Origin of the sequence: Agromyces rhizosphaerae, assembly GCF_027925245.1 — a bacterium.
GTDB classification, from domain to species: Bacteria; Actinomycetota; Actinomycetes; order Actinomycetales; family Microbacteriaceae; genus Agromyces; species Agromyces rhizosphaerae.
The window spans coordinates 1,143,184-1,157,299 of record NZ_BSDP01000001.1; the positions used below are offsets into that span (position 1 = coordinate 1,143,184).

The 14,116-nt window shown below is 70.2% G+C and carries 15 protein-coding genes; 1 reads left to right on the top strand and 14 read right to left on the bottom strand.

Translation table 11 applies throughout. From position 1 onward, the window contains the following. Positions 1-56 precede the first annotated feature (56 nt). From QMG39_RS05445 to QMG39_RS05510, 14 genes are all read right to left on the bottom strand, one after another. Positions 57-1,568 (bottom strand): CpaE/TadZ family protein, encoded by a 1,512-nt coding sequence (locus tag QMG39_RS05445; RefSeq protein ID WP_281882854.1) that lies wholly within the window; start codon positions 1,566-1,568, stop codon positions 57-59. 247 nt (positions 1,569-1,815) lie between these two features. After that, the gene (locus QMG39_RS05450) at positions 1,816-2,688 is read right to left on the bottom strand and encodes a type II secretion system F family protein (RefSeq protein WP_281882855.1); all 873 of its coding nucleotides are present in this window, start codon (positions 2,686-2,688) and stop codon (positions 1,816-1,818) included. Positions 2,689-2,698: 10 nt separating this feature from the next. Further along, positions 2,699-3,655: a type II secretion system F family protein gene (locus QMG39_RS05455; protein WP_281882857.1), complete on the bottom strand. Its 957-nt coding sequence runs from the start codon at positions 3,653-3,655 to the stop codon at positions 2,699-2,701. After that, positions 3,655-5,238 carry a TadA family conjugal transfer-associated ATPase gene (locus tag QMG39_RS05460; protein WP_281882859.1) on the bottom strand — a complete coding sequence of 528 codons (1,584 nt, stop codon included), beginning with the start codon at positions 5,236-5,238 and terminating at the stop codon, positions 3,655-3,657. The genes QMG39_RS05455 and QMG39_RS05460 overlap by 1 nt, the downstream gene beginning before the upstream one ends. Beyond that, entirely contained in the window at positions 5,235-6,602 is a 1,368-nt protein-coding gene (locus tag QMG39_RS05465) for a CpaE/TadZ family protein (RefSeq protein WP_281882861.1), read from the bottom strand. Before QMG39_RS05465 ends, QMG39_RS05460 begins: the two co-directional genes overlap by 4 nt. After that, the gene (gene cpaB / locus QMG39_RS05470) at positions 6,599-7,393 is read right to left on the bottom strand and encodes a Flp pilus assembly protein CpaB (RefSeq protein ID WP_281882864.1); all 795 of its coding nucleotides are present in this window, start codon (positions 7,391-7,393) and stop codon (positions 6,599-6,601) included. Before cpaB ends, QMG39_RS05465 begins: the two co-directional genes overlap by 4 nt. Before the next feature lie 64 nt (positions 7,394-7,457). Continuing rightward, on the bottom strand, positions 7,458-8,438 hold the full coding sequence (locus QMG39_RS05475) for a pilus assembly protein TadG-related protein (protein ID WP_281882866.1): 981 nt from the start codon (positions 8,436-8,438) through the stop codon (positions 7,458-7,460). Beyond that, the gene (locus tag QMG39_RS05480; RefSeq protein ID WP_281882868.1) at positions 8,438-8,824 is read right to left on the bottom strand and encodes a TadE/TadG family type IV pilus assembly protein; all 387 of its coding nucleotides are present in this window, start codon (positions 8,822-8,824) and stop codon (positions 8,438-8,440) included. The genes QMG39_RS05475 and QMG39_RS05480 overlap by 1 nt, the downstream gene beginning before the upstream one ends. Positions 8,825-9,007: 183 nt before the next feature. After that, positions 9,008-9,187, bottom strand: coding sequence for a Flp family type IVb pilin (locus tag QMG39_RS05485; RefSeq protein ID WP_281882870.1), 180 nt, complete (start codon positions 9,185-9,187; stop codon positions 9,008-9,010). 117 nt (positions 9,188-9,304) lie between these two features. Next, positions 9,305-9,487 carry a Flp family type IVb pilin gene (locus QMG39_RS05490; RefSeq protein WP_281882872.1) on the bottom strand — a complete coding sequence of 61 codons (183 nt, stop codon included), beginning with the start codon at positions 9,485-9,487 and terminating at the stop codon, positions 9,305-9,307. A 119-nt stretch (positions 9,488-9,606) separates the two neighbouring features. Beyond that, positions 9,607-10,353, bottom strand: coding sequence for a prepilin peptidase (locus QMG39_RS05495; RefSeq protein ID WP_281882874.1), 747 nt, complete (start codon positions 10,351-10,353; stop codon positions 9,607-9,609). 36 nt (positions 10,354-10,389) lie between these two features. After that, complete coding sequence (locus tag QMG39_RS05500; protein ID WP_281882876.1) at positions 10,390-11,775, bottom strand: FAD-dependent oxidoreductase; 1,386 nt, start codon at positions 11,773-11,775, stop codon at positions 10,390-10,392. Beyond that, positions 11,772-12,869: a polyprenyl synthetase family protein gene (locus QMG39_RS05505; protein ID WP_281882878.1), complete on the bottom strand. Its 1,098-nt coding sequence runs from the start codon at positions 12,867-12,869 to the stop codon at positions 11,772-11,774. The genes QMG39_RS05500 and QMG39_RS05505 overlap by 4 nt, the downstream gene beginning before the upstream one ends. A gap of 57 nt (positions 12,870-12,926) precedes the next feature. Continuing rightward, positions 12,927-13,631 carry a class I SAM-dependent methyltransferase gene (locus QMG39_RS05510; RefSeq protein ID WP_281887167.1) on the bottom strand — a complete coding sequence of 235 codons (705 nt, stop codon included), beginning with the start codon at positions 13,629-13,631 and terminating at the stop codon, positions 12,927-12,929. Positions 13,632-13,804: 173 nt separating this feature from the next. Between QMG39_RS05510 and QMG39_RS05515 the strand changes: the two genes are divergently transcribed. Then, on the top strand, positions 13,805-14,089 hold the full coding sequence (locus QMG39_RS05515) for a DUF427 domain-containing protein (RefSeq protein WP_281882880.1): 285 nt from the start codon (positions 13,805-13,807) through the stop codon (positions 14,087-14,089). Positions 14,090-14,116: the final 27 nt, after the last annotated feature.

Below are 14,116 nucleotides of genomic sequence, written 5' to 3' on the forward strand. Positions count from 1 at the left end.
GGTGCTGGGCATTCCGTGGGCGTGGCGCGCGACCTGTGGATAAGTGCGGTCCGAGGTCACGACGCGCGCCAGCGGCGATGGATGCGCCGTCGCGTCGGCACCGCGGCCGGGTCGATCCGCTGCACGAGCCTCCGCAGCGCCTTTGCCGCCGCGTCGCGCACGTCGTGGTGGATCAGCGGTACGCCCTCGTTGCTCGCGAACAGCACGGCGACCGAACGCGGCACCTCCACGTCGAACGGGGTGCCGACGACCTCCACCGCCTCCGCGGGAGTGAGCCCTGCCCTGCGGTCGGTGAAGTTCAGCACCATGTGCCGGTTCGGCGGCATGCCCTCGGTGTCGGCGAGCAGCTGCAGCTCCTTGCGCATGGCGTTGAGGCTGGGCACGTTGATGTTCGCGATGAAGACGCCGTCGGTCGCGGCCCGGATGAGCGCGAGGCTGTGCGCTCCGACGCCGGGAGTGGTGTCGACGACGACGTACCGGAAGCGCCGGTTCAGTCGGCGGACGATGGCGACGAGGTCGGCCGGGCCCACGTGCTCCGCGTCCTCCGGCGAGGGCGGCGCGGGCAGCACAAAGAAGTCGTCCTCGTGGCGGACGAGCTGGTCGACGAGGTCGTCCTCGCTGCGCGTCTCGAGGGCGCTGACGATGGTGCGCGAGTCGGGCAGGTCGAGCGCGCTCGCGATGTCGCCGAACTGGAGGTCGGCGTCGACGAGTACGACCTGACCCGGCGCCACCTCGGCGAGGCCGACCGCGAGGTTGATCGCCGCGGTGGTCTTGCCCTGTCCGCCCTTCGGCGCGGCCACCACGACGACCTCGCTGGGGACCTTCGGCGTCTCGGGCTCGGCGGGCTGCTCCGGCGCTGTCGGAGCAGCATCCGCCACGGGGTCCGGCCGGGGTTCCGGCTTCGGTTCCGCGGCCCAGCTCGCGGGCGGCGGGGGCGGCGGCGCCATTCGCGGCGGCGCGTCAGGCTCGGCCTTCTCGGGCGCGGGGCGTTCCGGAGCGAGCACCGTCGCCGTCGCCCGCCCTTGCGCTGCGGCAGCAGGTGCGGCCCGCTTCGCCTCCTCGCGCGTCTGGCCCGCGGTCTCCGCCACCCAGACGACCTCCTGGTCGCGCGCGCCGGCATCCGCCTCGGGCGCGGCCGCCACCGGGGCATCCGTGGCCCTGTCGATTCCGCCGAACTCGGCGGGGTCCTGCTCGCCGCCGTAGACGGCGAGCCAGGTCTGGAGCCGGGTGAGCAGGTCGAGGGTCTTGGCGTCGGTCGCGGCCGCCGGGATGACCGCGTGCACTCCCCGGCCGATCCAGGTCTCGGGATCGCCCCGCTCCGTCTCGACGATCACGAGACCGATCCGCGGATGCCGCTCGACGAGCGCGGCCGCCAGGGTGAGCGTCTCGGACTCGCTCAGTTCGGGTCCGAGCAGTGCGACCTTCGGCGCGTCCCCCACGCGATCGACCACGAGCGATGTCCCGATGCCGAGGAATTCCCCGGGGATCGAGCGCAGCTTGCCCTCGAGGAGGCGCCGCATGCGGAGGTCGTAGACGGTGTTCCTGGTGACGAGGACGATCGGCTTCATGCGCGCGTTCCGCCCTCCCGCTCGGTTCCGGCGGCGAGCGCTCGGAGGAGATCTGCGGGCAGGGCGGCGTGGTCAGCACCGCCGGGTGGGATGCGCATGGGGATGCTCGTCCTCGGCTCGGGGGGTCGTTCGGGCCGCAGCATCGCGAAGCCCACCGCGCCCGCAGGGGGACGGACGCGAACGGGTTCACGCTATCGCGTCTCGGGGCGCGGACGAACTCGAGGATGCTTCGTCGGTGGAGACGCGCCTAGCTGAACGCGTCGATGATGCCCACGACCGCCGGGAAGAGCAGCACGATGAAGAGCACGGGGAGGATCGCGAAGACGAGCGGGAAGACCACCTTGATCGGGATCTTCATCGCCGACTCCTCCGCACGCGCACGGCGCTTGACGCGCATCTCGCTCGCCTGCACGCGGAGCACGTCGGCGATGGAGATGCCGTAGCGGTCGGCCTGCTGGATCGCGCGGACGAATCGGCGGAGGTCCTCGCTGTTGGTGCGGGCGAGGAGCGCGGTGTACGCATCCGAACGCGAGCGCCCGATCGTCATGTCCTGGAGGGTGCGGATGAGCTCGTCGTTGAGCGGCCCCGTGCCCCCCTGCGCGGCCTTCGCCATCGCTCCCTCGAAACCGAGGCCGGCCTCCACCGCGATCGTCATCTGGTCGAGGGTGTCGGGCAGCGCCCGCTGGATCTCGGTCTGCCGGTCGTCGGCGCGGCTGTTGAGCATGATCTCGGGCGCGACGAGGAACAGCAGCATCAGCACCACGCCACCGCCGATCATCAGCGGGTTCGGCGCGACGAGCAGCGCCCCGATGCCGATCAGCAGGCCGAGCGCCGTGACGAAGATCTTCAGCAGCACGAAGCCGCCCACGCTCCAGCTGCCGGTACGACCGGCGTAGATGATCTGCCGCTGCACCCACCCGGTGTACCCGTTCGGGAGGGTGTCGGCGACGCGTTCGGAGAACGACCGGGTGTCCTCCTGGCGGCGCACCTGCACCTGCGTCGGCTCGAGCAGCTCGCGCACGGCCGCCTTCTGCGGCAGCGAGGCGAACACGAGGAAGACGAGGAGCGCGGCGCCGATCGTCACGGCACCGATCGCGATGAGCGGGAACAGGTCGTTCATCAGGGCCTCCTCAGAACCGCACTCGCACGACGGCGAGCATCCAGACGATGCCGATGATCATGAGCACCACCGCGAGCACGAGCGCGGCCCAGCCGATCAGCGTGGTGAAGAAGGGCGCGAAGTACGCGGGCTGGAGGATGAGCACGCCGAGGAAGACCGCGATCGGGAGCAGCAGCAGGATGATCGCCGACAGCCGACCCTCGGCGCTGAGCGACTTCACCTTGAGGCGGATCTCGTTGCGCTCGCGGATGGTGCCCGCGACGCCGTAGAGCACCTCCGCGAGGTTGCCACCGGTCGAGCGGTTGATGGCGATCGCCTGCGCCGCCCACTTGAAGTCGTCGGACTGCATGCGCTCGGCGGTGTCCTCGAGTGCGTCGTTGAGGTCGCGGCCGATGCGGGACTGGTTCACGACCCGCGCGAACTCCTCCGACGTGGGGGCATCGCCGTCGCGGGCCACCGAGTCGATGGCCTGGACCAGGCCGTGCCCGGCCCGCAGGTTTCCCGCGAGCAGCTGCATCGTGTCGTCGAGCTGCTCGGCGAACTTCCCCCTGCGCGACGACACCCGGAAGGCGAGGTAGCCGCGTGCGAGCAGCGGGCCGAGTGCCGCGAAGAGCACCCCCAGGATCAGCGACCACCAACTCCCGAAGCCGATCACGACGCCGAGGACCGCGAGCACCGCCGAGATGGAGAAGGCGACGAGCACGAACGCCGACGGTTGCATCCGCACGCCGGCGAGCTCGAGCGCCTCCTCGCCGAACGCGCCGCCGTCGCGGCGGCGCATCGCGCCCTCGATGGTCTTGACCGTGCGGTTCGTGGCCCTGGTGATGCGGGACTCGTACTCGGTCCCGGGAGCGAGGCGGCGCTCGGCGGCGACACGCGGAGGCGGCGGCGCGACCACGAAGACGACGATCGCCAGCAGGGCGAAGAGCGCGGCGAGGACGCCGAGCACGTAGATGGCGATGGACATCAGCGCCTCCCGTAGCCCGGTGCCGGCGGCGCGGCGCTCTGGAACAGCGACGCGGGCACCTCGATCCCGTAGTCGGCGAGGCGGTCGACGAATCGCGGACGGACGCCGGTGGGGATCGCATGCCCGCGGAACCGCCCGTCCTCGTCGATGCCCGCGGAGTAGTCGAAGGCGAACGAGTCCTGCATCGTGACCACGTCGCTCTCCATGCCCTGCACCTCGGTGACGCTGACGACGCGGCGCGTACCGTCGCGGAGGCGCGAGATCTGCACGATGATGTCGATCGCCGAGGCGATCTGCTCGCGGATCGCACGGAGGGGCAGTTCCATCCCCGCCATCAGCACGAGCGTCTCGAGTCGCGCGATCGCGTCGCGCGGCGAGTTCGCGTGGATGGTCGAGATGGATCCCTCGTGGCCGGTGTTCATCGCCTGCAGCATGTCGAGTGCCTCGGCCCCACGCACCTCGCCGATCACGATGCGATCGGGGCGCATGCGGAGCGAGTTGCGGACGAGATCGCGGATCGTGATCTCGCCGCGGCCCTCGATGTTGGCCGGCCTCGATTCGAGCCGCACGACGTGCTCCTGCTGGAGCTGGAGCTCGACGGCGTCCTCGATGGTGATGATGCGCTCGTCGTTCGGGATGTTGGCCGAGAGCACGTTGAGCAGCGTGGTCTTACCAGTGCCGGTACCGCCCGAGACGAGGATGCTGAGTCGCCCTCGGACGGCGGCGTCGAGCAGGTCCGCCATCTCGCGGGTCATCGTGTCGTACGAGATGAGGTTCTCGACGGTGAGCGGAGTGCGCGAGAACTTTCGGATGGTGAGCGACGAGCCGTCGACGGCGAGCGGCGGGATGATCGCGTTCACGCGCGAGCCGTCGTCGAGGCGGGCGTCCACGAGCGGCGACGACTCGTCGATGCGACGACCCACCCGCGACACGATCCGCTCGATGACGCGTCGCAGCTGCGGCTCGCCCGTGAACTTCAGCCGGGACTCGTAGAGGCGGCCGGCACGCTCGATGTAGATCTGGTCGTGGCGGTTGACCATGATCTCGGTGACGGCCTCGTCGTCGAGCATCGACTCGAGCGGGCCGAACCCGAGCACGTCGGCGCCGATCTCGGTGATGAGGCGGTTGCGTTCGACGGTCGAGAGCGCGACCTGCTCCGAGGCGACGATGCGCGTGAGCTCCTCGCGCGCCATCTGGTGCAGCCGCTCCTCGGTGAGGCTCGGATCGTTGAGCCGGCTCCCGATGCGCCGGAACAGCTCCTGGGCGGCGCGCTCCTTGAGCTCCTTCACCGCGTCGCTGACCGGCGCCTGTCGCGTCTCCCCGTGCATCGCCTCCCACGTGGAGGAGTGTTGCTCCTCGTCCGAGGAGCCGGCAGCCACGGGCGGCGCGGGCGGCGGCGCGGCCATCGAGTCGCCCTCGGGTGCAGGAGCGGGAGCGGGTACGCCCTCGTCCGCGAACTCCTGCTCGGGCAGGGCTCGCGTCGCCTCCTCGAGGCTCTGCTCGGGAGCGAGGGGCTGGTCGACAGCCTCCTCGGTGGCGCGATGCGCGCCGCGTGCCTGGTCGAGTCGGTCGCTGAGTCTCATTGCGTCCTCGCCTTCCGGTGGATGCGTCGCCGGCTTGGTGCGGCCGACGGTTCGATGCGCTGCACGAGCTCCCGCAACGCCTTCGCTGCCGGGTCCCGCACGTCGTGGTGGATCACCGGAACGCCCTGGTTGCTGGCGAACACGACTGCGCCGGACCTCGGGACGAGCACGTCGACCTTCGCGCCCATGATCTCCTCCGCGTCCTTCTGCAGGAGGCCGCCCGACTTGTCCATGAAGTTCATGACGACGTGCCGGTTCGACGGGAGGATGTCGAGGTCGAGCAGCAGCTCGAACTCCTTGCGGAGGGCGCGCAGGCTCGGCACGGTCATGTTCGTCACGAACACGCCGTCGGTGGCGTTCTCGAGCGCGGCGAGCGCGTGCTCGCCGAGCCCGGGCGTGGTGTCGACGATCACGTAACGGAACATCGTCGCGAGGTTCCGGAGCATCGCACCCAGCGCCGCGGCGTCGATGTCGTCGGCCAGCTCGGGCGACGGAGGCGCGGGAACCACGAAGAAGTCGTCCTCGTGGTGGGTGAACAGCGCCTTGAGCGCCATCTCGTCGTCCCCGGCGGATGCGACGTCGGCGAGCGAGTAGTGCGGGTCGAGGTTCAGCGCGTGCGCGATGTCGCCGAACTGGACGTCGGCGTCGACGAGCACCACCGAGTTCGGGGCGACCTCGGCGAGCCCCGTGGCGAGGTTGATTGCGGTGGTCGTCTTGCCCTGGCCGCCTTTCGGCGCCACCACGGCGATGACCTCGCTGCGGATGTCGTCGTCGAGCGGGACCGGCAGGATCCATCGATCCTCGGCGTCCTCGGCATCCTCGTCGTCCTCCGGCGAGTCCTCCTCGGCCTCCGGCTCCTCCGGCTCGTCGAGCAGGGCGTCGTCGTCATCGAGTGCGTCGAGCCCGAACGCCCCGAGCCCGGTCGCCTCGGGCCCGGGCGTCTCCTCCTCGGGGGCCTCATCGGGCTCGTCGTCGACCGGCGGGAGCTTGCCGTGCGTGACCAGCCACTCCTCGAGGCGGTTGATCAGGTCGACCGTGGTCTGGTCGGTGGCCTCCGGGCTGAGCACCGCGTGGATCGCCATGCCATCGACCCAGTCCTCGAGGTCCGAACGCTGCTCGCGCACGACGATGAGCCCTATGCCGGGGTGACGCTCCTGGAGCGCCGCGGCGATCGCCTTCGACTCCGTGAAGTTCAGCAGCGGGCCGAGGAGCGCCACTCGCGGCGTGCCCCGGAGCTGCGCGAGCGTCTCGTCGGGGCCGAACGCCAGGTACTCACCCGGCAGCGCCTCGAGTTTCGCCCGCAGCAGACGGCGGAGACGGGTCTCGTACTCCGCGCTACGGCTAATCAGGAGGTAACGAGTCACTCGAAGATGTTGTCCCTCGTGACCTCGCGCGAACCGTCCTCGTCCGCGTCCTCGGGCTCGAGCGTGAGCCAGATGCCGGAGCTGTCGTTGTAGTCCTGCAGCTCAGCCGCCCAGACCAGCTGCTCGATCTGCGACGTGTTCGCGGCGAACGTGATCATCAGCACGTCGGAGGTCGTGACCTCCTCCTCGGCGTTGGTGGTCACGAGCGTTCCGGCCTGCACGCGGGTCACGAGCATCTTGTGGAACGTGAACTTCGACGTCGTGCCTGCCACGTCCTCGTCGGGGGTGGAGGTCTCGGTCGAACCGCTCCCCTCGCTGCTGCCCGCGCGGATGTCCTTGTCGACGGTGATGACGACACCCACGGTCGCGCCGGGCCGCACCGCGCCGCCGACGGCTCGTGCCACCTCGACCGGAAGCGTGACCTCCTGGAACCCCTCGGGCAGTGCCACGTCGCCCTGTGCGGCGAGCTCAGCCGGCGTCGAGAATCGGGCCTCGAGCAACTGCTCGCCGGGGAGGAGCTCGGCGTTCGTGACCAGGCCGGCGAGGTCGTCCAGGCTCGTCACGATATCGGGCTGGATCGCGATCTGCGGGAGCTCGTCGACCTCGATGTAGTCGGAGATCAACTCGCCGGGGGTCCCGGAGGGGATCTCCTCGATCACGACGTAGACCTGGGCGAACTCTGCCCCCTCGGCCGCACGCTGGTCCGCACTCTGCACGTACATCCAGAGGAGGTACCCGCCGATCGCCGCAAGTAGTACGGCGATCACTGCGCCGATGATCCTGATTCTCATGTCACGCTTTCTGCCGACGTCGGGTCGTCGGCGGGTCTTCGTTCCCTACGGGGCCTGCAGTCGATCAGTCGATGAGTCGCACCACGGTGAGTCCGGTGTCCACGCCGTCGCCGAGTTCGAACGCATCCCCCACGCTCACGTAGTTCATGAAGAAGCCCTGAAGGCCGCGGCAGTTGCCGGTGCACGACGGTGCGAGGGGGTCGGTGTAGGTGTTCTGTCCGCTGAACTTGAAGCCGGTCAGCTTGAAGGCCGCGAAGGTCGCGATATGGAACTGCCCGTTCTGGCCGGTTCCCATGATCTCGTCGTACACGGGAATGAGGATGGTCGTGCCGAGCAGCGGGACGATGTCATCCTCGACATCGCAGCCCGAACTCGCGATGCTGTTGCCCGGATCGCTGCCGACCCAGGGGTCGGTCACGTCCACGGTCGCCCAGCACGGTGTCGACGTGTCCAGCCATCCGAATCCGCCAGCGAGGAAGATGTTCTCGCACTCCATGCGGTCGACCGTGTCGTACTGCACGAGGATTCGCGTGGGGTTCTCCACGCCCTCCTGCGGGGGCGAGAGCGCGAACTCGCACTGTCCGATCGCAAGGGGGATCACCGAACCCTGCACCGGAGTGCCCCACTCGGCCGTCGCGTCGGCGTAGACCGTGCTCGAGGGGATGCCGATCATCTGGGCGAGCGGGTGACGCAGCATCGCGCCGTCGTCGGTCAGCGTCTCGGTCGTCACGGTCACGGTGTTCGCCGAGAGGTTGATCACCGGATTCAGCGCCGTCGCGAGCGCGTCGTCGGCGTTCGAGGTGGCGTAGGTCGATGCGACGCCACCGGCAGGGCCGGCACACGTGGTCTCGTCGATCGCGCACTCGGCCGCGACGCTCAGTGCGGCGGCATCCGCGCCGTTCTGGAGCTGTGCCTTCTCGGCGTACAGCGCGCCGACGTCGACGGCGATGGCGCCGGCGCCCATCAGCGGCACGAGCATGAGCCCCACCAGTACCGCGCTCGCGCCTCGCTCGCGCTTCGGGAACGTCCAATTGCCGAACACCATCAGCCTCCGCATCGCATCGCGCCGGTCGCCGACACCGCGATCGGTGCCGGGAAGAGGTTCGTGAGCAGGCTCGCCGTGTAGTCGATCGACACCTGCACCTGGGCACCGGGGTTCGTATCGCACGAGGACGGGGTGATCGTGATCTGCCCGGCGGCGAGCGCCGGGTTGAGCGACGGCGCGGCGCTGATCGCCGCGCTCCGTGCCACGCTGGCGTCGTCCTCGATCGCCATGACCCGTGCGGCCTCCCTGGCCGCGCCGCTGAGCGAGATCTGCACGTTGTAGAGGTGCGAGACCTCGACGATGCCGAGCACGAGCAGGATCAGGACCGGGAAGACGAGCGCGAACTCGACAGCACCGGCACCCCGTTCGCGTCGGTTGCGCAGCATGTTCCCTCTCCCAGAGTCGTCGGGCCGTGTCGTCGGGCCATCTCGGCCCCGCCGAGTCAGTCGCGTGGCGGTACTCGCGCGGTGCCGCTCGCGAGCCGGTCTCGCCAACCGACTTGGAGACCTGCGATGTCGCAGGTCTCCAAGTCGGAATGTCGCAGTTTCGAGTCGGGCGTTCGCCCTCGACTACAGCTCGGCGGCGACGTCGTTGAACAGGCCGTTGAGCGCAGCGGCGAGCACGCCGAGACCGACGATGATGCCGAGCGCCACGATGGCGATGATGAGGCCGTACTCGGCCGCGTTGCCCTTCTCGTCCTCGCGGATCGAGTTGGCGATGGACTGGAGGGTGACGAAGAACTTCAGCATGTTCGGTGCTTCCTATGAGTCGGTCAGTAGGGTCGCCGCCCGTCCCGCGAGCGACGAGATGAACATTACGGGCGCATGGAGTCTTGCGACACACCCCACTAGGGGGGGCAACGCCGGCTAGGGGATCTCGCCTGCGGCGTCGACGAAGAAGTTGTTCAGCGCCACCGCGAGCACGCCGAGGCCGACGATGATGCCGAGGGCCACGATCCCCAGGATGAGGGCGTACTCGGCGGCGTTGCCGCGCTCGCCGTCGCGGATGGACGACGCCAGGGTCTGGAGGGTGGCGAAGAGTCGGAGCATGGGTACCTCGCGGATCGAACGGAGACGGCCGCCGGCCGACGGAGACTCCGTCCACGGTACTGAGCGCGCCCCCGCGAGCGATGCCCCCACATCGGGGGTGCCGGTGGGATGCGCAGTGGTCAGCCGGCGAGGATCGACGGCACGCACAAGGCCAGGACTGCCCCGACCACCATCGCCGGCCCGAACGGGATGTGCCCGCGCAGGGTGACCCGCCGCGCGGCGAGGGCGACCACGGCGAACACCCCGCCGACGAAGATGCCGAGGAAGAGCCCCAGGATCCAGAGCGCCCAGCCGAGGTAGCCCACCACGAGGCCCACCACGAAGGCGAGCTTCACGTCGCCCATGCCCATGCCGTTCGGGGCGATCACCGCGATGATCAGGTAGAACGCGAACATCGCGATGCCCCCGACCAGCGCCCAGAGGAGCGACCACCACGAGGCGGTGGCGACGCCGGCCACGAGCAGGAGCGTGCCGACGATGACCAGCGACGGGCCGAGCATGCGGTTCGGGAGGCGCTGCTCGGCGAGGTCTACGAGCGACATGGCGATGCCGGTCCCGGCGAACGCGAGCGCGGCCGGGAGCAGCCAGGAGACGCCGAGCGACCAGGTGAGCGCGGCGAACGCGGCGGCCGTCGCGAGCGCGGCGACCGGGCGGAACCAGCGCGGCGCCGCGGGCGGCGCGGGCGCGGCAGGCGCGGGCGCGGCGTCACCGGGCTCGGGCCCTGCAGGCTCGGACCCGGCCGACTCGGCGGCATCCGCTCCCCCGGTCAGGTTGCGCGACGCCCACGGGGCGAGCAGCCACCAGCCGAGGGCCGCGCCGGCCAGCGCCGCGACCGCGATCAGGGGGACGACGGACGCGGCGGGCATGACGTGCAGCGTAGCGCCATGGGCGCCGGGCCCGCGCTACGCGGTGAGCTGGCCCAGCGAGATGTCGACCATCTCGTCGCGCGGCACGACCTTGATGCGGGTGCGGCCCTCGGCAGCGCCGAGCGCGAGCTCGTGCTGGTCGAGGCGGTGCCAGCCCGCGAGGTCGGTATAGCGCACGCCGCGCTCGTCGAGCAGGTCGACGACCGACTGCTCGTCGGGCGAGGCGGGCGACCACCAGTTGCCCACGTCGTTGATGAGGTGGCGGATCGTCTCCATGGCATCCGACTTGGTGTGGCCGATGAGGCCGACCGGGCCGCGCTTGATCCAGCCCGTGGCGTAGACGCCGTACATGCGGCCCGACTCGCCGGTCTCGGCGTCGTGGCGCAGCACCTGGCCCTCGTGGTTCGGGATGACGCCGTAGTCGTGGTCGAACGGGATGCCCGGCAGCTCGGAGCCGAAGTAGCCGATGGCGCGGTACACGGCCTGCACCGGCACCTCGCGGATCTCGCCGGTGCCGACCACGCCGCCCTCGCCGTCGGACTTCGTGCGCTCGTAGCGGAACGCGCCGACCCGGCCGGTGCCGTCGTCGACGACCTCGAGCGGCTTGGCGAAGAAGTGCAGGTGCAGGCGGCGCGACGCCTGGCCGGTCTCGCGCTGGCGCCACTGGTTCAGCACCTTGTCGATCACGAAGACCTGCTTGTTGCCGGCGACCGCCGCGCGGGCCGCGTCGTCGTAGTCGAAGTCCTCGTCGTAGACGATCATGTCGACGTCGTTCAGCTCGCCGAGCTCGCGCAGCTCGAGCGGGGTGAACTTCACCGAGGTCGGGCCGCGACGGCCGAAGACGTGCACGTCGGTGACCGGCGAGGACTTGAGGCCCTCGTAGACGTTCGCGGGGATCTCGGTGGGCAGCAGGTCGTCGGCGTGCTTCGCGAGGATGCGCGAGACGTCGAGCGCCACGTTGCCGTTGCCGATCACGGCGACCGACTGCGCCTCGAGCGGCCACTCGCGCGGGTAGTCGGGGTGCCCGTCGTACCAGCTCACGAAGTCGGCCGCGCCGTACGAGCCCTCGAGCTCGATGCCGGGGATGCGCAGCGAGGCATCCTGCACCGCACCGGTCGCGAAGATCACGGCGTTGTAGTGGCGCTTCAGGTCCTCGAGCGTGATGTCCTCGCCGAAGCGCACGTTGCCGAAGATGCGGATGTCACCGCGGTCGAGCACGTCCCGCAGCGCGGTGATGATGCCCTTGATGCGCGGGTGGTCGGGCGCGACGCCGTAGCGCACCAGGCCGTATGGCGCGGGCAGGTGATCGAACAGGTCGATCGAGACGTCGAAGTTCCGCTCCGACTTCAGGAGGATGTCGGCGGCGTAGATGCCGGCGGGGCCTGCTCCGACGATGGCCAGGCGCAACTTGCTGCGAGTCAACTCGTTCTCTCCACGATGGTGTCGGCGAACTTGGTCAGCGCCTTCTTGACGCTGCCCGCCGGCAGCGGCTCGATCGCCTCGACGGCCCAGCGCGCCCAGCGCTGCGCCTCGTCGATCGTCTCCTGCGTGACGGGGTGTTCGCCCAGTTCGGCGATGGTCAGTTCCGCGCGGGCGAGCACCGACGAGTCGGCGTCCAGCGCGTCGGCCGACGCGGGTGCGCCGACCACGTCGAGCTCGATGCGCTCGAGCAGGGAGGCCGCTGCGGCGTCGGTCGCCGCGAGGCGACGCAGCTTCAGCAGCGGCAGGGTCACGACGCCGGCGCGCAGGTCGGTGCCCGGCACCTTGCCCGTGTCGTCGCCGGTCGGGGCGAGGTCGATGACGTCGTCGACGAGCTGGAAGGCGATGCCGATGCGCTCGCCGAAGTCGACGACGGGCTGCTCGAGAGTCGGGTCGGCACCCGAGAACGAGATGCCCGCGCGCGCCGCGGCGGCGATGAGCGCGCCGGTCTTGTCGGCGAGCACCTGGATGTAGTGCTCGATCTCGTCCTCGCCCTCGGCAGGGCCGACGGTCTCGTGCATCTGGCCGAGCACGAGGCGCTCGAACGTGGCGGCCTGCAGCTTCAGCGCGCGGTCGCCGAGCTGGGCCATGAGCTGGCTGGCGCGGGCGAAGAGGAGGTCGCCGGTGAGGATCGCGACCGAGTTGCCCCACACGTTCTGCGCGGTGGGCACGCCGCGGCGCTTGTCGGCCTCGTCCATGACGTCGTCGTGGTAGAGCGAGGCGAGGTGGGTGAGCTCGATGGCCTGCGCGGCGGTGAGCACGTCGTCGGTGGTGCCCTGGCCGAGCCGCGCGATGAGCAGCGTGAGCAGCGGGCGCACGCGCTTGCCGCCGGCCTCGAGGAGGTACCGGCCGGCGACGTCGGCGATCGGGTCGGCGAAGCGCGCCTCGCGCTCGAGACCCGCTTCGACCCGCTCCAGCCCCTCGTCGATCGCGCGAGCCATCGCGCGGTCTTCGCTGGTGCTGAAGATCCGTTCGCTGATCCCGAGACTCGACGCCAGTTTCGAGCCGCGTCGCGGCACCTGCACGCTCGGATTCACCCCCTCAGCCTACCGATCGCCGGGTGCGCGAACCGCCATGCGGGCTGTGAGCGGATGCTACGCAGCCGGAACCCACCCGCGGTGCAGCGCCACCACGCCCTCCGTGAGGTTGCGCCACTGCACGCGCTCGTAGCCCGCCTCGCGCAGCCATCCGGCAAGCACGCGCTGCGTCGGCCAGTTCGCGATCGACTCGTTGAGGTACTCGTAGGCGTCGTCGTTCGAGCTCGTGAGGCGCACCAGCGCGGGCATCACGGTGCGCTGGTAGAGGCCGTACGCCGCACGCATGAGCTTCGCCGGCGGGTGCGAGAACTCGCACACGACGAGGCGGCCGCCGGGGCGCGTGACGCGACGGAACTCTGCCAGCGCCGCCTTGGGGTCGACGATGTTGCGCAGGCCGAACGAGATGGTCACCGCGTCGAACTCCCCGTCGCGGAACGGCAGGTTCGTGGCATCCGCCTCGACGAACGAGAGGTTCGGATGCCGCCACTGCCGGTGCATCCCCACGTCGATCATGCCCGGGGAGAAGTCGGCGGCAACGACGCTCGCACCCGTGCGCGCGATGCTCGCGCTCGAGGTGCCCGTGCCGGCGGCCACGTCGAGGACCTTCTGACCGGGCCGCGGGTCGATCGCCCGGGTCGTCGCGATGCGCCAGAGCGGCGCGTTGCCGAGCGAGAGCAGGTCGTTGGTGAGGTCGTACCGCTCCGCGACCTGGTCGAACATGGCCGACACCTGCTCGGGCCGCTTGGAGAGGTCTGCACGCATCACCTCCCCAGCCTATTGCGGTTCGGATGCCTCGCAGCTTTCGTTCGGGCGAAACTCAGGAACGGCCGGAATGCACGGGACGTGGCATGCGTTCGCATGGAGTGAGGCCGCCGGCCTCGGGGCGCGCCCAGCGGCGCCGCCCTTCCACGATCCCCCTGGTGGAAGGAACACGCATGAAGGCCATCTGGAACGGCGTCGTGCTCGCCGAGTCGGACGACACCGTGATCGTCGACGGCAACCACTACTTCCCGCGCGACTCGATCAACGACGAGTACTTCAGCGAGAGCGCCAACCACACCGTCTGCCACTGGAAGGGCACGGCCGACTACTTCCACGTCAGCGTCGACGGGTCGAACAACCCCGACGCGGCATGGACGTACCCCGAGCCGCTGCCGAAGGCCTCGCACCTCGCCGGGCACGTGGCCTTCTGGCGCGGCGTGCAGGTCGTCCCGAGCTGACGATCACTCGGTGATCGGCGCATGACG